Annotated in this window: 19 protein-coding genes and 1 pseudogene; 11 read left to right on the top strand and 9 right to left on the bottom strand. The window is 70.9% G+C overall.

Going from position 1 to position 20,299, the window contains the following annotated elements:
- Window positions 1-11 precede the first annotated feature (11 nt).
- Window positions 12-1,559: a S8 family serine peptidase gene (locus H293_RS0129075; protein WP_028808286.1), complete on the bottom strand. Its 1,548-nt coding sequence runs from the start codon at window positions 1,557-1,559 to the stop codon at window positions 12-14.
- A gap of 253 nt (window positions 1,560-1,812) precedes the next feature.
- On the opposite strand from H293_RS0129075, the gene H293_RS0129070 reads away from it, so the two are divergent.
- The 3 genes from H293_RS0129070 to moaA all read left to right on the top strand — a co-directional run bounded on the left by H293_RS0129070 (window position 1,813) and on the right by moaA (window position 4,932).
- Complete coding sequence (locus tag H293_RS0129070; protein ID WP_020121341.1) at window positions 1,813-2,169, top strand: DUF485 domain-containing protein; 357 nt, start codon at window positions 1,813-1,815, stop codon at window positions 2,167-2,169.
- Window positions 2,166-3,785 (top strand): solute symporter family protein, encoded by a 1,620-nt coding sequence (locus H293_RS0129065; RefSeq protein WP_020121340.1) that lies wholly within the window; start codon window positions 2,166-2,168, stop codon window positions 3,783-3,785. The genes H293_RS0129070 and H293_RS0129065 overlap by 4 nt, the downstream gene beginning before the upstream one ends.
- A gap of 157 nt (window positions 3,786-3,942) precedes the next feature.
- Complete coding sequence (gene moaA, locus H293_RS0129060) at window positions 3,943-4,932, top strand: GTP 3',8-cyclase MoaA (protein WP_020121339.1); 990 nt, start codon at window positions 3,943-3,945, stop codon at window positions 4,930-4,932.
- Here the strand turns inward: moaA and H293_RS0129055 are convergent.
- Window positions 4,929-5,147 (bottom strand): hypothetical protein, encoded by a 219-nt coding sequence (locus H293_RS0129055; protein WP_020121338.1) that lies wholly within the window; start codon window positions 5,145-5,147, stop codon window positions 4,929-4,931. The genes moaA and H293_RS0129055 overlap by 4 nt on opposite strands.
- 191 nt (window positions 5,148-5,338) lie before the next feature.
- The gene (locus H293_RS0129050) at window positions 5,339-5,737 is read right to left on the bottom strand and encodes a DUF3099 domain-containing protein (RefSeq protein WP_020121337.1); all 399 of its coding nucleotides are present in this window, start codon (window positions 5,735-5,737) and stop codon (window positions 5,339-5,341) included.
- A gap of 258 nt (window positions 5,738-5,995) precedes the next feature.
- Here H293_RS0129050 and H293_RS0129045 point away from each other — a divergent pair, with 258 nt between their 5' ends.
- Complete coding sequence (locus H293_RS0129045; RefSeq protein WP_020121336.1) at window positions 5,996-6,274, top strand: GlsB/YeaQ/YmgE family stress response membrane protein; 279 nt, start codon at window positions 5,996-5,998, stop codon at window positions 6,272-6,274.
- A gap of 84 nt (window positions 6,275-6,358) precedes the next feature.
- Here the strand turns inward: H293_RS0129045 and tyrS are convergent, their stop codons facing one another.
- From tyrS to H293_RS0129030, 3 genes are read right to left on the bottom strand one after another with little or no spacing between them, the layout of a single operon-like run.
- Complete coding sequence (tyrS, locus tag H293_RS0129040) at window positions 6,359-7,627, bottom strand: tyrosine--tRNA ligase (protein ID WP_020121335.1); 1,269 nt, start codon at window positions 7,625-7,627, stop codon at window positions 6,359-6,361.
- Window positions 7,628-7,684: 57 nt separating this feature from the next.
- Window positions 7,685-9,079, bottom strand: coding sequence for a metallopeptidase TldD-related protein (locus H293_RS0129035; protein ID WP_020121334.1), 1,395 nt, complete (start codon window positions 9,077-9,079; stop codon window positions 7,685-7,687).
- Window positions 9,076-10,671 carry a TldD/PmbA family protein gene (locus H293_RS0129030; RefSeq protein WP_397895445.1) on the bottom strand — a complete coding sequence of 532 codons (1,596 nt, stop codon included), beginning with the start codon at window positions 10,669-10,671 and terminating at the stop codon, window positions 9,076-9,078. Before H293_RS0129030 ends, H293_RS0129035 begins: the two co-directional genes overlap by 4 nt.
- Window positions 10,672-10,900: 229 nt before the next feature.
- Between H293_RS0129030 and fabG the strand changes: the two genes are divergently transcribed.
- The 3 genes from fabG to H293_RS0129015 all read left to right on the top strand — a co-directional run bounded on the left by fabG (window position 10,901) and on the right by H293_RS0129015 (window position 12,884).
- Window positions 10,901-11,605: a 3-oxoacyl-[acyl-carrier-protein] reductase gene (fabG, locus tag H293_RS0129025; protein WP_020121332.1), complete on the top strand. Its 705-nt coding sequence runs from the start codon at window positions 10,901-10,903 to the stop codon at window positions 11,603-11,605.
- Window positions 11,606-11,610: 5 nt separating this feature from the next.
- Window positions 11,611-12,378 (top strand): enoyl-ACP reductase FabI, encoded by a 768-nt coding sequence (gene fabI, locus H293_RS0129020; protein ID WP_020121331.1) that lies wholly within the window; start codon window positions 11,611-11,613, stop codon window positions 12,376-12,378.
- 152 nt (window positions 12,379-12,530) lie between these two features.
- The gene (locus H293_RS0129015; protein WP_020121330.1) at window positions 12,531-12,884 is read left to right on the top strand and encodes a hypothetical protein; all 354 of its coding nucleotides are present in this window, start codon (window positions 12,531-12,533) and stop codon (window positions 12,882-12,884) included.
- Here H293_RS0129015 and H293_RS0129010 read toward each other — a convergent pair.
- Window positions 12,859-13,554, bottom strand: a complete 696-nt coding sequence (locus tag H293_RS0129010) for a FadR/GntR family transcriptional regulator (RefSeq protein ID WP_020121329.1) — start codon at window positions 13,552-13,554, stop codon at window positions 12,859-12,861. The two genes, H293_RS0129015 and H293_RS0129010, sit on opposite strands and share 26 nt — an antisense overlap.
- 70 nt (window positions 13,555-13,624) lie before the next feature.
- Between H293_RS0129010 and H293_RS0129005 the strand changes: the two genes are divergently transcribed.
- The 4 genes from H293_RS0129005 (at window position 13,625) to H293_RS0128990 (ending at window position 16,092) form a co-directional block, all read left to right on the top strand.
- On the top strand, window positions 13,625-14,962 hold the full coding sequence (locus H293_RS0129005) for a CynX/NimT family MFS transporter (RefSeq protein ID WP_051138173.1): 1,338 nt from the start codon (window positions 13,625-13,627) through the stop codon (window positions 14,960-14,962).
- A gap of 48 nt (window positions 14,963-15,010) precedes the next feature.
- Window positions 15,011-15,127: an SGM_5486 family transporter-associated protein gene (locus H293_RS60310; protein WP_086023195.1), complete on the top strand. Its 117-nt coding sequence runs from the start codon at window positions 15,011-15,013 to the stop codon at window positions 15,125-15,127.
- Window positions 15,128-15,301: 174 nt separating this feature from the next.
- Entirely contained in the window at window positions 15,302-15,508 is a 207-nt protein-coding gene (locus H293_RS0128995) for a hypothetical protein (RefSeq protein WP_020121326.1), read from the top strand.
- A gap of 65 nt (window positions 15,509-15,573) precedes the next feature.
- The gene (locus H293_RS0128990; protein WP_028808284.1) at window positions 15,574-16,092 is read left to right on the top strand and encodes a SixA phosphatase family protein; all 519 of its coding nucleotides are present in this window, start codon (window positions 15,574-15,576) and stop codon (window positions 16,090-16,092) included.
- An 85-nt stretch (window positions 16,093-16,177) separates the two neighbouring features.
- On the opposite strand, the gene serB is transcribed toward H293_RS0128990, so the two are convergent.
- Together serB and H293_RS57465 are read right to left on the bottom strand one after the other, a co-directional pair.
- Entirely contained in the window at window positions 16,178-17,392 is a 1,215-nt protein-coding gene (serB, locus tag H293_RS0128985) for a phosphoserine phosphatase SerB (protein WP_020121324.1), read from the bottom strand.
- Window positions 17,393-18,777: 1,385 nt separating this feature from the next.
- A pseudogene (locus H293_RS57465) lies at window positions 18,778-20,232 on the bottom strand (streptophobe family protein); the annotation flags it as partial.
- Between the last annotated feature and the right edge of the window lie 67 nt (window positions 20,233-20,299).

The raw sequence follows: 20,299 nt of genomic DNA, 5'->3' as shown, positions 1-20,299 counted from the left end.
GAGGCGTCGGGTCACTTGACCGCGCGCAGCGCGTTGACGATGCCGAATCCGTAGAACCCGTTGACGCGGGCGCCGCCCTCGCACACCGCGTCCTGCGTGCCGTCGCCGTCCTGGTCGTACGAGGCCGGGCAACTCGTGGCGTCCGCCTGCGCCTTCAGCAGCGCCTGCAACTGGGCCGGGCTCGCCTTGGGGTGCGTCGACTTGAGCAGCGCGGCGACGCCCGCGGCGTGCGGCGAGGCCATCGACGTGCCCTGAAGGAAGCCGTACTGCCCGTTCGGCAGGGTCGACAGGATGCGGCCGTTCTGCGAGGGCGTGTCCGGGATCTGGTAGAGCCGGTCGCCACCGGGGGCCGCGACGTCGATGACGCCCTTGCCGTACGAGGAGTAGTACGACTTGAGGTTCTTGACGCCCGTCGCGCTGACCGTGACGACACCGGGCAGCTGCGTCGGTACGTCGAAGCACTCGTGCGGGTCGACGGTCCGCTCCACCGCCGTCGAGTCGTCGGGGCTCGAGGCGTCGACGATCGCGTCGGAGTCCAGGTCGTCGTTGGAGTTGCCCGCCGACGCCAGGCTGAGCGTGCCCTTCTTCTGCGCGTACTGCTGCGCCCTGTTGACCGCGTCAACAATGGCCCGCTGATCTGGATCGTCCATGCAGTTGTACAGCCATGGATCAACGTAATAGCTGTTGTTCGTGATCTCGACGCCGTGGTCGGCCGCGAACACGAAGGCGCACACGACGCTCTCCGGATAGAAGAGGCCGTTGCTCCGGTCGGTCACATTGATGGCCGACACCTTCACGCCGGGCGCGACCCCGGCCACGCCGATGCCGTTGCGGGCCGCGGCGATCTCGCCGGCCACGTGCGTGCCGTGGTAGTCGTCCGCGGTGTACGGCCGCCAGGCGCCCGGGCTGGTGTCCGGGACACCGCCGTCGCAGTTGGCCGACTGGGCGGCGGAGAAGTTCGGCGCGATGTCCGGGTGGGTGTCGTCGACGCCGGTGTCGATCACGGCGACGGTCACCTTGCGGCTGCCCGGGTTGATCTTGGCGGCCTTGTCGGCGCCTATCGCGCGCAGGTCCCACTGGTCGGCTTCGAGGGGCTCGCTGTCCGGCGCGGCGGCCGAGGCCTTCGCGAGCTTCGCGGCCTGCGCGTCCGACAGGACCTGGACCGCGCCCTCGTCCGTCGTGCCCGCAGGAGCCAGCGGCGCGGTGCGGGTGGCGCCGGCCGACTGCACGCCGCGCACCTCGCGGATCTTCTGGGCGAAGTCCGGGGCGGAGGAGCGGACGACGACCACGCCGATCTTCTCGTACGCGATCACGACGGTGCCGCCGGCCGCCGGTATCGCCTTCTTCACCGACGCGATCGTGCGGTGGTCCACCTTGGTGTTGACGACGTACGACAGGTTCGTCGCGTCCGCGGTCTGAGCCGTGGCCTGCGAGGAGGGCGCGGCCGAGGCGGCCGACGGGAGGAAGCCGAGCGAGGCCGTGAGGGACAGCACGACGGGCACGGCGAGCGCCAGACGGTTTCTTGAAGGTAGCGAACGTCTGGAACGCGGCTGGGACATGGGGTCTCCACATCATCCGGAAACGAAACCGGCCCGAGACACAGGTGTCGCTCGGGCAGGTACATGACGGGTGGTGCAGGCCGAAGCTATCTCCCGAAGTCGCTGGCCAGCAATGACTTCCCCAAGGCGAGTTCGGAAAGAAGCAAAGCCAGTTGAACCGGGGCCAGCGCGGCGCCGTGACCTTGAACAGGGAACGCGAGGACACTCGCCCCCGATCCCCGTCACAACCGCACCCGCACCGCGAGGAGAGTCCGTGGCCACCGACGCACCGCCACCCTCGAAAGAGACGCACAAACTCCCCACCACCGAGGAGTTCACCGAGGTGCAGGAGAGCGCGGAGTTCGGTGAACTGCGCCGCTCCTACCGCTCCTTCGCCTTTCCGCTGACCGTCGGCTTCATCGCCTGGTACCTGCTGTACGTCCTGCTGTCGAACTACGCGGGCGACTTCATGGGCACCAAGGTCGTCGGCAACATCAACGTGGCCCTCGTCCTGGGCCTCGCCCAGTTCCTCACCACGTTCCTCATCGCCTGGTGGTACGCGCGGACCGCTGCCGCCCGCTTCGACCCCAAGGCCGAGGCCATCAAGTCCCGGATGGAGGGCGGCGCATGAGCCCCGCGATCACCCTGGCGGCCGGCGAGGCCAGCGAGCACCGGCCGCTGATCATCAGCCTGTTCGCCGTGTTCGTCCTCGCGACCCTCGTCATCACCGTCTGGGCCGGACGCCAGACCAAGGACGCGGCCGACTTCTACGCCGGCGGACGCCAGTTCACCGGCTTCCAGAACGGCCTCGCCGTCTCCGGCGACTACATGTCCGCCGCGTCCTTCCTCGGCATCGCGGGCGCCATCGCCCTCTTCGGCTACGACGGCTTCCTGTACTCCGTCGGCTTCCTGGTCGCCTGGCTCGTCGCCCTGCTCCTGGTCGCCGAACCGCTGCGCAACTCCGGCCGCTACACAATGGGCGACGTCCTCGCCTACCGGATGCGCCAGCGCCCGGTGCGTACGGCGGCCGGCACCTCCACCATCGTCGTCTCGATCTTCTACCTGCTGGCCCAGATGGCGGGCGCGGGCGTCCTGGTCTCCCTGCTCCTCGGCATCACCAGCGACGCCGGCAAGATCGGCGTGGTCGCCCTGGTCGGCGTCCTGATGATCGTGTACGTGACCATCGGCGGCATGAAGGGCACCACCTGGGTCCAGATGGTCAAGGCGGTCCTGCTGATCGCGGGCGCCCTGCTGCTGACCTTCCTGGTGCTGCTGAAGTTCGACTTCAACGTCTCCGACCTGCTCGGCTCCGCCGCCGACAACAGCGGCAAGGGCGCGGCCTTCCTGGAGCCGGGCCTGAAGTACGGCGCCACGGGCACCACCAAGCTGGACTTCATCTCGCTCGGTCTCGCCCTGGTGCTCGGCACCGCCGGACTGCCGCACATCCTGATCCGCTTCTACACGGTGCCCACCGCCAAGGCCGCCCGTAAGTCGGTCATCTGGGCCATCGGCCTCATCGGCGCCTTCTACCTGATGACCCTCGCCCTCGGCTTCGGCGCCGCGGCCCTCATCAAGCCGGACGAGATCATCGCCTCCAACAAGGCGGGCAACACGGCGGCGCCCCTGCTGGCCCTGCATCTGGGCGGCGTCGACTCCAACTGGGGCGCGATCCTGCTGGCCACCATCTCGGCGGTCGCCTTCGCCACCATCCTCGCGGTCGTCGCCGGCCTCACCCTGGCCTCGTCGTCGTCCTTCGCGCACGACATCTACGCCAACGTCATCAAGCGGGGCCAGGCCAGCGAGAAGCAGGAGATGAGCGCCGCCCGCTGGGCGACCGTCGGCATCGGCGCCGTCTCCATCCTGCTGGGCGCCCTCGCCCGCGACCTCAACGTCGCCGGTCTCGTCGCGCTCGCCTTCGCGGTCGCGGCCTCGGCGAACCTGCCCACGATCATCTACAGCCTCTTCTGGAAGCGGTTCACCACGTCCGGCGCCCTGTGGTCGATCTACGGCGGCCTCGTCACGGCGGTCGGCCTGGTGCTGTTCTCGCCGGTCGTCTCCGGCAAGCCCAGCTCGATGTTCCCGGACGTCGACTTCCACTGGTTCCCGCTGGAGAACCCGGGCATCATCTCGATCCCGGTCGGCTTCCTGCTCGGCATCATCGGCACCTACCTCTCCAAGGAGGAGCCGGACAAGGCGAAGTACGCGGAGCTGGAGGTCCGGTCGCTGACCGGCACCGGCGCCCACTGACACGCCCCCTGAAGCGGCCGCCTCGTAGATCCCTACGAGGCGGCCGCTTCGTACGTCGTGGGATCGGGCACTGTCGTTGTCAGTGACGTCACGTAGGCTCGCAAGGGACGGAAACCGATGGACCCGGCACTGATCCGCGACAAGGGAGGGGGCCCACGTGCTCATCGACACCTATGGCCGGCAGGCCACCGACCTGAGGGTCTCGCTGACCGACCGCTGCAATCTGCGCTGCACGTACTGCATGCCGGAAGAGGGTCTGCAGTGGCTGGCCAAGCCGGATCTGCTCACCGACGACGAGATCGTCCGCCTGATCGACATCGCCGTCACCTCGCTGGGCATCGAGGAGGTCCGCTTCACCGGCGGTGAGCCCCTGCTGCGCCCCGGTCTCGTCGGCATCGTCGAGCGCGTCGCGGCCCTTGACCCGCGCCCCCAGATGTCCCTCACCACCAACGGCATCGGCCTCAAGCGCACCGCGAAGGCCCTGAAGGCGGCGGGCCTGGACCGGGTCAACGTCTCGCTGGACACCCTGCGCCCGGACGTCTTCAAGACCCTCACCCGCCGGGACCGCCACCAGGACGTCCTGGAGGGCCTGGACGCCGCCCGCGAGGCCGGTCTGACGCCGGTCAAGGTGAACTCCGTCCTGATGCCGGGGCTCAACGACGACGAGGCCCCCGACCTCCTCGCCTGGGCGGTGGAGCACGACTACGAACTGCGCTTCATCGAGCAGATGCCCCTGGACGCCCAGCACGGCTGGAAGCGCGACGGCATGATCACCGCCGGGGACATCCTGACCTCCCTGCGCACCCGCTTCGACCTCACCGAGGAGGGTGCGGAGAAGCGCGGATCGGCCCCCGCGGAGCGCTGGATCGTCGACGGCGGCCCGCATGTGGTCGGCGTCATCGCCTCGGTCACCCGCCCGTTCTGCGCGGCCTGCGACCGCACCCGCCTCACCGCCGACGGCCAGATACGCACCTGCCTGTTCGCCCGCGAGGAGACGGACCTCCGCGCGGCCCTGCGCTCCGACGCCGGCGACGAGGAGATCGCCCGCATCTGGCGCGAGGCGATGTGGGGCAAGAAGGCCGGCGCGGGCCTGGACGACCCGACGTTCGTCCAGCCGGACCGGCCGATGTCCGCGATCGGCGGCTAGGCCCCTTCGGGAGCCTGCCAGTCCTCGAACTTCACGACGTCCTTGAGGAAGCCCCGCACCCCGAGGAACTGCGACAGATGCTCGCGGTGCTCCTCACAGGCCAGCCAGGTCTTCCGCCGCTCCGGCGTGTGAATCTTCGGGTTGTTCCACGCGAGCACCCACGCGGCGCCGGCACGGCAGCCCTTCGCGGAGCAGATCGGGGTCTCGTCACTCACGGATTTCGTCTCACAAGCGGGGTGGAAAAGGCGACGCCGAGCAGCCACGGGGGGAGCTGCCCGGCGTCGGTCTGTCGCTCCGACGGGGGATGCGGAGCGCGTACGAAGTATGTCACGGGTAACCCTTGGCCCGGCACCGGAACAACATGATTGATCTGAGCTTTTCTTGAGCTTGGTGACCGGAAGACCCGTCACGTCCGCTCGCGCGGTTCGCCCCGGGCACCCGTCGCCGCGCCGCCCGCCCCGCCTTCCGGCACTGATTCCGCGAAGTCGTCGTCGACCCCCGGCGGCGTGATCATCGGCCGGGTCGGAGCCGTCACGAAGGTCGACGGCAGCGAGGGCGCGTTCTCCCGCCCCGCGTTGGCGACGACGACGGCGATATAGGGCAGAACCGCCCCCAGTACCAGTGCCACGATCGCGACGTGCCGTTCGACGTTCCAGAGCGTGGCCGCGAGCACCACGGAAATCGTACGGACCGTCATCGAGATGACGTACCGGCGCTGACGTCCGCGCACGTCCTCCTGAAGGCTCGTCCGGGCTCCGGTGATCCGGAACACCTGGGCGCTGCCGCCGCCATGCTGCTTCCGCATCACATTCCACCATCCGCCCGCTTCGGACTGCTCCCGGCTCCGCGTCCGCTCCGTACCCGGTGGAGGTATCGGACCCGGACAGCTTCCACGGTACGCCGCGCCTGCGCAGCCTACGAGACCGGGGCACCTCCCGCCCGGACCAACGGGCTCGCCCACGGCACGTACGGCCGTACCCGACATGCGGCGTAGAGCGAGCGGACCGACACTGGCCGTAATGCTCACGTAGAGCCGCGCGTAGAGCCGTACGAGGAGGCAGCCATGGGCTGGTTGTGGGCGATCATCGTGGGATTCGTGCTGGGCCTGATCGCGAAGGCGATCATCCCCGGCAAGCAGCACAGTCCCCTCTGGCTGACCACCATCTTCGGCATGCTCGGCGCCATCGCCGGCAACGCCATGGCCCGCGGGTTCGGCGTGGAGGAGACCGCCGGCATCGACTGGAGCCGCCACGCCTTCCAGCTCATCGCCGCGATCATCATCGTCGCCGTCGGCGACATGCTCTACATGGCGACGCTGGGCAAGAGGAAACAACGGACCTGACAGCCGTGTACGACGAAGGGGCGCCCTCCACCGGAGAGACGCCCCTTCCGCTGTGCCCGGTGCCGGGTTGCCCGGTGCCCGGTCCTACGCGGACGTGACCTCGACCGCGGCCAGGTTCTTCTTGCCCCGGCGCAGCACCAGCCAGCGACCGTGCAGCAGGTCCTCCTTGGCGGGAACGGCGTCCTCGGCCGCGACCTTGACGTTGTTCACGTAGGCCCCGCCCTCCTTCACCGTCCGCCGCGCGGCCGACTTGCTGGCCACGAGCCCGACCTCGGCGAACAGATCCACCACGGCACCGAGCTCGGCGACCTGGATGTGCGGCACCTCCGAGAGCGCCGCGGTGAGCGTCCGCTCGTCGAGACCCGCCAGCTCACCCTGCCCGAAGAGGGCACGGCTCGCGGCGATCACGGCTTCCGTCTGGTCGGCGCCGTGCACCAGCGTCGTCAGTTCCTCCGCCAGCGCCCGCTGCGCGGCCCGGGCCTGCGGACGCTCCTCGGTCTGCTTCTCCAGCGCCTCCAGCTCCTCGCGGGACCGGAAGGACAGGATGCGCATGTACGTCGAGATGTCCCGGTCGTCCACGTTCAGCCAGAACTGGTAGAACGCGTACGGCGTCGTCATCTCCGGGTCGAGCCAGACGGCGCCGCCCTCGGTCTTGCCGAACTTGGTGCCGTCCGCCTTGACCATCAGCGGCGTCGCCAGACAGTGCACCGAGGCGTCGGGCTCCAGCCGGTGGATCAGGTCGAGTCCCGCCGTGAGGTTGCCCCACTGGTCGCTGCCGCCCTGCTGGAGCGTGCAGCCGTACCGCCGGTACAGCTCCAGGAAGTCCATGCCCTGGAGCAGCTGGTAGCTGAACTCCGTGTAGCTGATGCCCTCCTGGGACTCCAGCCGGCGCGCGACCGAGTCCTTGGTGAGCATCTTGTTGACGCGGAAGTGCTTGCCGATGTCCCGCAGGAACTCGATGGCCGACATCCCGGCCGTCCAGTCCAGGTTGTTCACCATGACCGCGCCGTTCTCGCCCTCGAAGGACAGGAACGGCTCGATCTGCCCGCGCAGCCGGTTCACCCAGTTCGCGACCGTCTCCGGGTCGTTCAGCGTGCGCTCGGCCGTGGGGCGCGGGTCGCCGATCTGGCCGGTCGCCCCGCCCACCAGTGCCAGCGGGCGCAGGCCCGCCTGCTGGAGCCGGCGCATGGTGAGGACCTGCACCAGGTGACCGACGTGCAGGCTGGCCGCGGTCGGGTCGAAACCGCAATAGAACGTGACGGGACCGTCCGCGAGCGCCTTGCGCAAAGCGTCCTCGTCAGTGGACAGGGCCCACAGCCCCCGCCACTTCAGCTCGTCGACGATGTCCGTCACGGTTCTCGTATCTCCTAGAAAGGCCCTTGGGCAGTCGAGTGACTACCGGCTACGAGGTTATACGCCCTGACTGACAGAACTCATATTGAAATCCGGCACCCGCAGCGCGGGCATCGCGGCCCTGGTGAAGTAGTCGCCCCACTCCCTCGGCAGCGTCTTCTCCGTCCGCCCCGCCTCCGTCGCCCGCCCCAGCAGGCCGACCGGCGACTCGTTGAACCGGAAATTGTTGACCTCGCCGGTCACCTCGCCGTTCTCGACGAGGTACACGCCGTCCCGGGTCAGCCCGGTCAGCAGCAGCGTGGCCGGGTCGACCTCGCGGATGTACCAGAGGCAGGTCAGCAGCAGCCCTCGCGTGGTGTTCGCGACCATCTCCTCCAGGGAGAGGTCCGAGCCGCCGTCGAGGACGAGGTTGCCGGCCGCCGGGGCGACGGGGAGTCCGGTCAGGCCGGCGCCGTGCCGCGTGGTCACCAGGTGCGCCAGCTCGCCCGCTCGGATCCAGTCGGTGGCCGCGACCGGCAGACCGTTGTCGAACACCGACTGGTCGCCCCCGGAGGAGTGCGCGACCACGAAAGGCGCCGACTCCAGACCGGGCTCGTTCGGGTCGCTGCGCATGGTCAGCGGCAGTTCGGTCAGCTTCTCGCCGACCCGGGTGCCGCCGCCCGGCTTGGAGAACACCGTCCGCCCCTCGACCGCGTCCCGCCCGGACGCCGACCACTGCTGGTAGATCAGCAGATCGGCGACGGCGGTCGGCGGCAGCAGCGTCTCGTACCGCCCCGCGGGCAGCGGAACGCGTCGCTCGGCCCACCCCAGGCGCACGGCGAGCTCCGCGTCCAGCGCCGCCGGGTCGACGTCCTTGAAGTCCCGAGTGGAGCGACCGGCCCAGGCCGAACGGGTACGGTCCGGCGACTTGGCGTTGAGTTCCAGCGTGCCGTTCGGCTGGTCGTGGCGCAGCCGCAGCCCCGTGGACGTGCCCAGGTACGTCGACACGAGCTCGTGGTTGGCGAAGCCGTACAGCTCGCGGCCGCCCGCACGCGCGCGTGCGAAGGACTCGCCGAGCGCCGGCGCGAAGTCGGCGAAGACCACCGAGGAGGTCTCGGCGGGCGCGTCCGTGAAGTCCGGGGACTCCGGTACGCCGGTGACCAGCGGCTGGGCGTCCTCGGCGGGCCCGGCACCGCGGGCTGCGGCCTCGGCGGCCCGCACCAGCGGCTCCAGTTCGTCCGCGGTCACCGCGGACCGGGAGACCACTCCGGAGGCGGTGCCCTCCTTGCCGTCGACGGTCGCGACGACCGTGAGCGTGCGCCCGCGCGTGACACCGTTCGTGGTGAGCGCGTTGCCCGCCCAGCGCAGATTGGCGGTCGACTGCTCGTCGGCGATCACGACACAGCCGTCCGCCCGCGACAGCGCGAGGGCCCGCTCGACGATCTCGTGCGGCTTGGTGGTGCGGGCGCTCATCGACCGGCCTCCTGCGTGGTGTTCAGAATGTTGACGCCCTTGAAGAGGGCCGACGGGCAGCCGTGCGACACCGCCGCGACCTGCCCCGGCTGGGCCTTGCCGCAGTTGAAGGCGCCGCCGAGGACATAGGTCTGCGGGCCGCCCACCGCGGCCATCGAGCCCCAGAAGTCGGTGGTGGTCGCCTGGTAGGCGACGTCCCGCAGCTGCCCGGTGATCCGCCCGTTCTCGATCCTGAAGAACCGCTGGCCGGTGAACTGGAAGTTGTAGCGCTGCATGTCGATCGACCACGACCGGTCCCCGACGACGTAGATCCCGCGGTCCACGCTGCCGATGAGATCCTCCGTCGACAGGCCCGCCGGGTCCGGCTGGAGTGACACGTTGGCCATGCGCTGCACCGGGACGTGCCCGGGGGAGTCGGCGTAGGCGCACCCGTTGGACCGCTCGAAGCCGGTCAGCTTCGCGATCCGCCGGTCCAGCTGGTAGCCGACGAGGGTGCCGTCCTTCACCAGGTCCCAGGACTGGCCCGCGACGCCCTCGTCGTCGTAGCCGATGGTCGCGAGGCCGTGCTCGGCGGTGCGGTCGCCGGTGACGTTCATCAGCTCGGAGCCGTAGCGCAGCTTGCCGAGCTGGTCGAAGGTGGCGAAGGAGGTGCCGGCGTAGGCGGCCTCGTAGCCGAGCGCGCGGTCCAGCTCGGTGGCGTGGCCGATGGACTCGTGGATGGTCAGCCACAGGTTGGACGGGTCGACGACGAGGTCGTACAGGCCCGACTCGACGCTGGGCGCCCGCATCTTCTCGGCGAGCAGCTCCGGGATCTGCTCCAGCTCGCTCTCCCAGTCCCAGCCCGTGCCCGTGAGGTACTCCCAGCCGCGTCCGACCGGCGGCGCGATGGTCCGCATGGAGTCGAACTCCCCGCTGGACTCGTCGACCGACACCGCCGTCAGCTGCGGGTGCAGCCGGACCCGCTGCTGCGTGGTCACCGTGCCCGCGGTGTCGGCGTAGAACTTGTTCTCGTGCACGGTGAGCAGCGAGGCGTCGACGTGGTTGACCCCGTTCGCCGCCAGCAGCCGCGCGCTCCAGTCCGCGAGCAGCGCCGCCTTCTCCTCGTCCGGCACGGTGAACGGATCGATCTCGTACGACGAGACCCACGTCCTGTCGGCATGCACGGGCTCGTCGGCGAGCTCCACCCTCCCCCACTGCCCGAAAGGCGTGGGAGGCGCCCCCATGTCGGACCCGGCCGCGCGGATCACCTGTGCGGACAGCTTCGCCATGGCCACGGCCTGCGAGGCGACCTTGGCGGCGGCGTCCAGCGTCAGGTCCACGCCCGACGCGAAGCCCCAGGTCCCGCCGTGCACGACCCGCACCGCGTACCCGAGGTCGGTGGTGTCCGAGGACCCGGACGGCTTGGCGTCCCGGACCCGCCAGGACGCGCTGCGCACCCGTTCGAACCGGAAGTCCGCGTGCTCGGCGCCGAGCGCACGCGCGCGTGCCAGCGCGGCGTCGGCGAGGGCACGTAGGGGAAGCGCTGTGAAGGCTTCGTCGATGGTATGAGGCACCTGGGTCTCTTCCTGTCCTGTCGGGTGAGCGTCCGGCATGAGGGCGGGCGACGGCTGCTCCGATCATGTCGCGGCGACGGGTGCGCGGACCACACGTTTGTGACCGCTGTCGGCAACTTTCTGTAGGGACCCGACAGCGAGTCCCGTAAGCCACTGTCGGTGCCCGAATGTCCTCCGGCGGGACCGGCCCGATAGGTTTTCGGTGAAGCCGCCTGTCATCCAGGGTGTTCGGGCGGGTGTGTCAGACCCCTATGGAAAGGGTGATCCGTTGAGCCGCTCGGTTCTCGTCACCGGAGGCAACCGGGGCATCGGCCTCGCCATCGCCCGCGCATTCGCCGATGCCGGCGACAAGGTCGCCATCACATACCGCTCGGGTGAGCCGCCGGCCGGCTTCCTGGCCGTGAAGTGCGACATCACCGACACCGAGCAGGTGGAGCAGGCCTACAAGGAGATCGAGGCCGAGCACGGCCCGGTCGAGGTGCTGATCGCCAACGCCGGCATCACCAAGGACCAGCTGCTGATGCGGATGTCCGAGGAGGACTTCACCTCGGTCGTCGACACCAACCTCACCGGCACCTTCCGCGTGGTCAAGCGCGCCAACCGCGGCATGCTGCGCGCCAAGAGGGGCCGGGTCGTCCTGATCTCCTCGGTCGTCGGCCTCTACGGTGGCCCCGGCCAGGCCAACTACGCCGCCTCCAAGGCCGCCCTGGTCGGCTTCGCCCGCTCGCTCGCCCGTGAGCTGGGCTCGCGCAACATCACCTTCAACGTCGTCGCGCCCGGCTTCGTCGACACCGACATGACCAAGGCGCTCACCGACGAGCAGCGTGAGGTCATCGTGAAGCAGGTGCCGCTCGGTCGTTACGCGCAGCCCGAGGAGGTCGCCGCGACGGTGCGGTTCCTCGCCTCGGACGACGCCTCGTACATCACTGGAGCCGTCATCCCCGTTGACGGCGGACTGGGAATGGGTCACTGAACACCATGAGCGGAATTCTCGAGGGCAAGCGCGTCCTGATCACCGGTGTGCTGATGGAGTCCTCCATCGCGTTCCACGCCGCGAAGCTGGCCCAGGAGCAGGGCGCGGAGATCATCCTGACCGCGTTCCCGCGGCCCACGCTGACCGAGCGCATCGCCAAGAAGCTCCCCAAGCCCACCAAGGTCATCGAACTCGACGTCACCAACGACGAACACATGGGCCGCCTGGCCGACATCGTCGGCGAGGAGCTCGGCGGCCTCGACGGCGTCGTGCACTCCATCGGCTTCGCGCCGCAGGACGCGCTCGGCGGCAACTTCCTGAACACCCCGTTCGAGTCCGTGGCCACCGCCATGCACGTCTCGGCGTACTCCCTGAAGTCGCTGACCATGGCCTGCCTGCCGCTGATGCAGAACGGCGGCTCGGTCGTCGGCCTCACCTTCGACGCGCAGTACGCCTGGCCGCAGTACGACTGGATGGGCCCGGCCAAGGCCGCCCTGGAGGCCACCAGCCGCTACGTCGCCCGTGACCTGGGCAAGCAGAACATCCGCTGCAACCTCATCTCCGCGGGCCCGCTCGCCTCCATGGCCGCCAAGTCCATCCCGGGCTTCAGCGACCTGGCCGCCGTGTGGGACAACCGCTCCCCGCTGGAGTGGGACCTCAAGGACCCGGAGCCGGCCGGCAAGGGCATCGTCGCCCTGCTGAGCGACTGGTTCCCGAAGACCACGGGCGAGATCATCCACGTGGACGGCGGACTGCACGCCATCGGAGCCTGAGCTCCCGCACCTCCTCGGCGCCCCGTTCCCCCAGGGAGCGGGGCGTCCCCCGTTCGGCCTACCAGGCCGGGCGCGCACGGCCGGCAACTGGGCACCCTGGATTACGCGTTCACCAGCGATTCCCTCCCCAGTACGGCCGAGGAGGTCCCCTTGTGCGCCTGTCCCGCAGTCTGGCCTCAGTGACCGCAGCCGTCTGTCTCGTGATGTCCCTGTCGTACGAAGCGATGTCGGACACCCGCGTGCAGGAGCCCGGAGCCGCCGCGTCGGAGCTGTTCGGCGCCTCCTGCCGCAGCAAGGTCACCGGCTCCCGGGTGACCACCTACTGCCACAACCCCTATCCCCGCACCGACGGCGTCCGCCTGCACATCGAGTGCGACCGCTGGTGGGACCTCGACACCGACAGCGCCGAGGTCGAGGCCGGACCCGCGCAGACCGTACGGCTGACCGGCCGGTGCTGGAAAGAGGTCCGCTCGGTGTGGGTCAGCCACCGGAAGCTGGCGCGCTGAACCGTCCCGGACGGCACACGAAGGGGTAGCCGGCCGCCTCCTCGGCGGCCGCCGCCGCGTCGCCCGCGCGGATCGCGTCGACGAGCCGGGTGTGGTCCATGTACGTCTCCGGCGTCAGCTTCTCGCCGACGTCCTCGCGCAGCCAGTCCCGCAGCACCTCGCCGAGGTCCGCGTACATCTCGGTCATCACGTCGTTGTGCGAGGCGGCCACCACGGCCAGGTGGAAGGTGGCGTCCGCCGTCACGAAGGCCTCCGCGTCGCCCGACGCCCAGGCCTCCTCGCGGCGCACCAGGAGCACGTCGAGCTGCTTGAGGTCCTTCTCGGTGCGCCGCTCGGCGGCCAGCCGGGCCGCGGACGACTCCAGGGTGGAGCGCAGCTCGGCGACGTGGCGCGGGTCCGCGTCGGCGAACCTGCGGTGCATCACGCCCGCCAGTTCACTGGTCGCCGCTACGTATGTCCCCGAGCCCTGGCGGATGTCCAGCAGACCGTTGTGCGCGAGCGCGCGGACGGCCTCGCGGACGGTGTTGCGGGCGACCCCGAGCTGCTCGACCAGCTCGGGCTCCGTCGGGATGCGGGAGCCGACCGGCCACTCGCCCGAGGTGATCTGGTTGCGCAGCGCGGCGATGACCTGCTCGGACAGCGCCGAGCGGCGGGGATGGCTCAGGGGCATGGCACACCTTCGCACGGGCGGGACGGCATCGGACGACCCGGGGATGGACAACCAATCATCCTATGATTCTATGATGGGCGTCATGGCTAGCGAGGAAACCCGGACAGTGAAGTCCACGCCCGCACGCACCCCGTCTGGAGAGGGGCCCCTGGCGCCCGCCCCGCGCGCGTGGGCGGTGCGCCTGGTCGTCGTCGGCATCGTGCTGTCCGCCCTCAACCTCCGCCCCGCCATCACCAGCCTCGGTGCCCTCCTCGAAGAGGTGCGCGACGGACTCGGCATGAGCGGCAGCGTGGCGGGCCTGCTCACCTCGGTGCCCCCGCTGTGCTTCGCCGTCTTCGGCGTCATGGCCCCCCGTCTGGCCCGCCGCTTCGGCACGGGCGCGGTGGTGTGCGCCGGCATGGTCGCCATCACGACGGGCCTGCTCATACGGCCGTACACGGGCTCCACGGCGGGCTTCCTGGCCGCCAGCGCGCTCGCCCTCATGGGCATCGCCGTCAGCAACGTCCTGATGCCGGTCATCGTCAAGCGCTGGTTCCCGGACCGGGTGGGCTCCATGACCGGCCTGTACTCGATGGCCCTGGCCCTCGGCACCTCGGCGGCGGCCGCCGTGACCGTACCGGTGACCGAGGCGCTGGGCGGCAGCTGGCAGTCCGGGCTCGCGGTGTGGGCGGGCCTGGCCGCGGCGGCCGTACTGCCATGGATTCCGCTCGTACGGGACCGGGGGCCGGCCTCTGCGGAGTCGAAGGCGGTCCGGAGCGTGCCCACGCGTGTGGAGGGCGCCGGGCCCGTCCGGCCCGTGCACACGCGCGTGGAGGCGCCCGTGCTGCGGATCACCCGGAGTCGGACCGCCTGGGCGCTCGCCGTCTTCTTCGGGCTCCAGGCCACCGCCGCCTACATCACCATGGGCTGGATGGCGCAGATCTTCCGGGACGCGGGCGTGTCCGCGGGCACAGCCGGGCTGCTGCTGGCCGTCACGATGGTGATGGGCGTCCCGCTCGCCTTCGTCATCCCGCGCGTGGCCACCCGGCTGCCGCACCAGGGCCCGATCGTGATCGCGCTCGGCGTCTGCGGTCTCGCCGGATACGCGGGCCTCTACCTCGCCCCCGCCGCCGGAGCATGGGCCTGGGCCGTTCTGCTCGGTGTCTCCAACTGCGCCTTCCCACTGGCTCTCACCATGGTCGGGATGCGTGCCAGGACCGGCGCGGGCGTCGCCCAGCTGTCCGCTTTCGCCCAGAGCACCGGCTATCTGATCTCCATCCCGGGACCGCTCCTGGTGGGCGTGCTCTACCAGCACAGCGGCGGCTGGGGCCTGCCCATCGCCCTCATGATCGGCCTGATGATCCCGCAGATGGCGGTCGGGGTCCTCGCTGGCCGGGACCGCACGGTGGAGGAGGAGGCGGCCCGCTGAGGCCACCCTGGCAACCTTGGTAAGAGACCGGGGTGCGAGACTTGCCGTATGCCAGTGCTCGACCCGAATCCTCAGAACGGCCAGAAGAAGATGCTGCTGGTCTTCGGCTCGTTCTTCGCCATCTTCGTCATCATCGCGATCATCGCGACGATCGCCTCGCCCTGATTCCGCTCACCCGTTCCCCGAGCCGATGGTGGGGTTAGCCCCACATCCCCTAGGGGGTGAGTGTCAGGGTCAACTGGGTGGATCACCGGATGGGTTGAGGGCCGCCGGTTCCGTAACTTCGAGGTGTGACCGCGAGAAGCGGATCACGGGACTCGAAGACCCGCGGAGGCACTCATGTCGGCCCCTACGCAGACCCCGCCCCACCCGGCGTCCCGGGGCGGCGTCGACATCCGGCTGCCCTGGTGGGCCCTCGCGCTGCCGACGCTCGCCTTCGTGGTGCTCCTGGCCCTCATCCTGAATCCCGCCGACGCGCACGCGGCCTCCGGCGACCCCCTCGTCACCCAGTTCCTGGAGCGCGTACAGCAGCTCATAGCCCGCTGAGCACCCGCAAAGCCGCCCGTCAACTCCCTGCGCCGCGTGGCCTGTTTCATGCGAAGCTGGATCCCATGAGCGTCGCAGATCCCCGCAGGATTGTCCTTTTCCGGCATGCGAAAGCCGACTGGCCGGAGGTGACCGACCACGAGCGGCCGCTCGCCGACCGGGGCCGAAAAGATGCAGCGGAAGCCGGGCTACGGCTGGTCGACTCCGGCATCCCCCTCGACCTGGCCCTCTGCTCCACCGCGACCAGGACCCGTGAGACCTGGAAACTCGCCGTGCAGGAGTTCCCGCACCGGCCGAAAACGGTCTACGAGGAGCGGATCTACGAGGCCTCTCCCGGTGAGCTGATCGCCGTGCTGAACGAGACCCCGGACGACGTGCGGAACGCCGTCCTGATCGGCCACAACCCGGGGGTGCAGGGCCTCGTCGACGTCCTCGCGGGCGCCGCCGAGGGGGACGCCCGCCAGCGGATGAGCGGCCGCGGCTTCCCGGCCGCCGCCTTCGCCATCCTGTCGTTCAGCGGCCCCTGGAAGGCCCTGGAGCCCGGCGCGGCCACCCTTGTCGACTACTGGGCGCCGTCCGACTGACGGCGGCGCCTTTCCACGCGCGCGAGACAGGGCAGGGGCCCGGCACCACCACGGTGCCGGGCCCCTGCCGATCCGTCGTCGGAGGTCAGTCCTCCTCGTGCGCGTCCGCCGCCTCGACCTCTTCGCGGGTGACGCCCAGCAGATACAGCACGGTGTCGAGGAAGGGCACGTTCACCGCGGTGTGCGCGGCCTCCCGCACCACCGGCTTGGCGTTGAAGGCGACCCCGAGCCCGGCCGCGTTGAGCATGTCCAGGTCATTGGCGCCGTCGCCGATCGCCACCGTCTGGGACAGCGGCACCCCCGCCTCGGCGGCGAACCGGCGCAGCAGTCGCGCCTTGCCCGCGCGGTCCACGATCTCCCCGGTGACCCGGCCCGTCAGCTTCCCGTCGACGATCTCCAGGGTGTTCGCCTGGGCGAAGTCCAGCCCCAGCCGGTCCTGGAGGTCGTCGGTGACCTGAGTGAAGCCGCCCGAGACGACACCCACTTGGAAGCCGAGCCGCTTCAGCGTACGGATCAGGGTCCGCGCGCCCGGCGTCAGCCGCACCTCGGAACGCACCTTGTCGACGACCGAGGCGTCCAGTCCCTCCAGCAGCGCCACGCGCGCGTGCAGCGACTGCTCGAAGTCCAGCTCGCCGCGCATCGCGGCCGCGGTCACCTCGGCGACCTCGTCCTCGCATCCGGCGTGCGCCGCGAAGAGCTCGATCACCTCGTCCTGGATGAGCGTGGAGTCCACGTCCATGACGACGAGCCGCTGGGCCCTGCGGTGCAGACCGGCGGCCACGACGGCCACGTCCACGCCGAGCTTGCCGGCGTCCGTCACCAGGGCGGTGCGCAGCGGCTCGGTCTCCACGCCGGACACCGCGAACTCGACGGCGGTCACCGGGTACTTGGCCAGCCGGAAGATACGGTCGATGTTGCCGCCCGCCTTGGCGATCTTGGCGGCGATCGCGGCGGTGGCCTCCGCGGTCAGCGGGTGCCCGAGCACGGTGACCAGGGAACGTCCCAGCCCTCGCGGCCGGTTGTCGCCGAGACCGGAGATGATCTCCGCCTGCATCTTGATCGACTCGGCCCAGCTGTGGACGGTCGCCCGCAGATCGCCCTCAAGCGTGCGGGGCGGCGCGGTCACAAGCGCGCACAGCACCATTCGGCCACGCGTGACGACCTGCTCGATGTCGACCACGTCGACGGAGTAGGCGGCGAGGGTGTCGAAGAGGCCGGCCGTGATGCCCGGCCTGTCCTTCCCGAAGATCTTGACGAGAAGGGTGGGGACGTCGGAGAACGAGGTCTGCTCAGCGCTCATGGTGCCTCCACCGTATCCGGCACCCAGTGCCTTCCGCTCCCGCGGTCCGTCTGACGGACACGGAACACTCGGTGTCGAGCGGGTGGCGAGATCTTTACGGGCGGGAGACGGGCGGACGGCGGGAGGGGGGCTGGGCGCCGGGGCGTCGGCGGGGTCCCGCGTGCGCGGCGGCGCCGTGCGGGTGTGTGTGCCGGTCAGCGCCGTCCCTTCGGCTTCCCGGGGGGTGGCGGTGGCGGGGGTGGGGGAGGCGGCGGCGGTGGTGACTGCGGGCCTTCGCCCCCAGCGCGTCGGCGCGGTGAACGACGGGGCTGGTCGATCGGTCGGGCCATCGTAGGGGCGCCGTAGACGTTGCCTTCGTCGGGCGGCGGCGAACCGTCGGGCCGACGCGGCCCCGCCGTAGGCCGAGCGCTCTCCTCAGGAGGGGGCACCGCGTCTTGAGGCCGATCGCTGCCCTCTCCCGAGCCCTCCGGTCCCTGCTCCCCCCGACGTTGGCCCGGCCGATCGTCCTCAGCCCCCGGCGCCCGCCCACCGTGGCCGGCGGCCCGTGCGTCCCCGGGCCCCCGCAACTCGTCCGGGACCCGCAGGTACGGGTTGGTAGCCGCATTGGGCGGCCGATAAGGCGTACCGGGCACGTACGGCCCGACTTCACCGCGAGAGGTTCCGGCCTCGCCGCTCTGCGACTCCGGCTCACCACCGCGCGACGCGGCACCACCGCCTTGCGCCCCGGCCTCGCCGCTTCGTGACTGCGCCTCCCCGCCGGGCCACCTCGCCTGACCGGGGTGAGCTGTGCCCAGACCGCCCTGCGCGCCCGCTTCACCTCGATAGGCATCCTCCCCGCCGCCATCGGGCCTCGCCACACCGCGGAACGCCCTGGCCGTGCCTTCGTCGTAAGGGCGTGCCTCGCCGCGATCGGCCCTTGGCCCGCCGTGGTGTGGCCCCGTCTCACCGCTGTACTGCCTGGAGGCGTCCTCGTCGTAGGGGCGTGCCTCGCCGCGATCGGTTCCTGGGCCGTCGCGGTGTGGCGCGGCCTCGTCGCCGTACGGTCCGGCCGTACCTGCGTCGTAGGGACGTGCCCCGCTGCGATCGGTCCCCGGTTCACCTCGGTATGGCCCCACCTCACCGCCGTAGGGTCCGGCCGCGCCCCCCTCATAGGACCGCGCCCCGCCTTCATAGGACCGCGACACGTCGTCGTACGAGCCACCCGTGCCCTCGTACCTTCCTGGCCCGCCTCCGGAAGTCCCCGCCCCACCCCCGTAGACCCCGGCTGCCTCCCCCCAGGGCGTCCCGGCGCCACCGGCGTCCGCACCAGCCCCGCCCCCATGAGGAGCACCCGCCCCAGCCCCCCACGCCCCCGCAGCGCCCGCCCCGACACCAGAACCCGCACCGACCCCCGCCCCGGCACCAAGACCCCCCGCCGAGTCACCCAGTGCCAACCCCGCCGCCCGAGACCCCGCCGCCCCCGTCGCCCGCGCCAGCAGCGCCCCCGCAGCGCCCGCGCCCGCTCCCCACAGCGCTCCGAGCAGGACCGCCATGCCGAGCTGACCCCGGAGCCGGACACCCGCGCCGAACGCGTCGAACCCCAGCACCGACAGCGAGGCGTCCACCGACACCTCCGTCAGCCAGGCGAGCAGCGGCAACGCCAACGCGGTCGCGACACCCAGCCGCACCGCACACCGGCCCGCGAAACCAAGCGCTCCCGGATCCCGTGCGACCTCGTGACTCACCCCCACCGGCGTCCGCACAGCGGTGAGCACCCCCGCCAGCAGCATCATCAGCGCCGCCCCCACCCCCAGCAGCCACACCCGCCCGTCCAGCTCCGCCAGGCGCCCCAGTGTCATCGACTGGTCGGAGTCCGAGTCGAGGAGTCGGTCCAAGGGGGCGGGGAGGAAGTTCGTCAGGACGCCCGTCGCCCGGCCGTCGAAGGGGACGAAGAGGCCGATGGGGATGCCCAGCCACACCCCGTTCGGCGCCCCGAGCAGCGCCGCGCCCGCGATCCGCTTGGGGTGGTCGTCGCCGATCGCCGCGTACGCCGCCGCCGAGAGCCCCGCGGCCACCGCGACCAGCAGCACCGTCACGAGCGCGGAGACCGCCGGCCGTACGACGCGGTGCACGGCCTCCCAGCCGGGCGGCAGCGGCGTACGACGGGACGCCAGCAGCGCGACCAGCAGGATCCCGGCCGACCAGCCGAGCCCGCCGAGCAGCGTCGGCGCGGTGTCCACCGTGAAGCCGACCGCGGCCTTCGCGTCGACGAGGTTGCCGATCCGGTCCGGCAGCAGGCCGCCGATGTCCCCGACGTCCCCCAGCCCGGGGATGTCGAGACCGCCGCCCCCGCCACCACCCGCGCCGGGCAGCTTGTCGAGCCCCAGCGCACCTCCGTCGATCGTGATGACGTCGTGCCCCGCCCAGGCCAGCCCGCCCATCATCACCGTGAACAGGACGACCACCGAGCCCGCGCGCGCGAGGAGTTCGGACGGCGCGATCACCGCCCCGGCCCCCCGCAGGGACCGCAGGAAGAACCAGGACATAAGCACCGCACCGACCAGGCTGACGCCCAGTGGCGTGATCTCGATGGCGGTCGCCGCCTGCGCCCCCGTCAGCCCGAACGCGGACACATCGCCGGAGGGCGTCACCGAACCACCCGCCGCAAGGGCCACAACAGCCGCGGTCATCGGGCCCAGCGAGGCCGCGGAATCGGCCTCCAGCAGATGCAGTCCGAGCGCGGCCGCACCAGCCATCCCGATCAACGCCCAGCTCACGGCGGCTATGGCGGACAGCAGGATGTCTCCCCACGGCAGCCGCACGCCGCGCTTCGTGCTCTCGACGCCCCTGGACGCACTCATGGCAGACCCCCCGATCCGCGGCGCGGCCGAGACCGCGCTAGTCCCCCTCGCGTGGATTACCCACTCT

This window comes from Streptomyces canus 299MFChir4.1 (assembly GCF_000383615.1).
GTDB classification, from domain to species: Bacteria; Actinomycetota; Actinomycetes; order Streptomycetales; family Streptomycetaceae; genus Streptomyces; species Streptomyces canus_C.
This window is presented reverse-complemented; position numbering and strand designations above follow the sequence as displayed.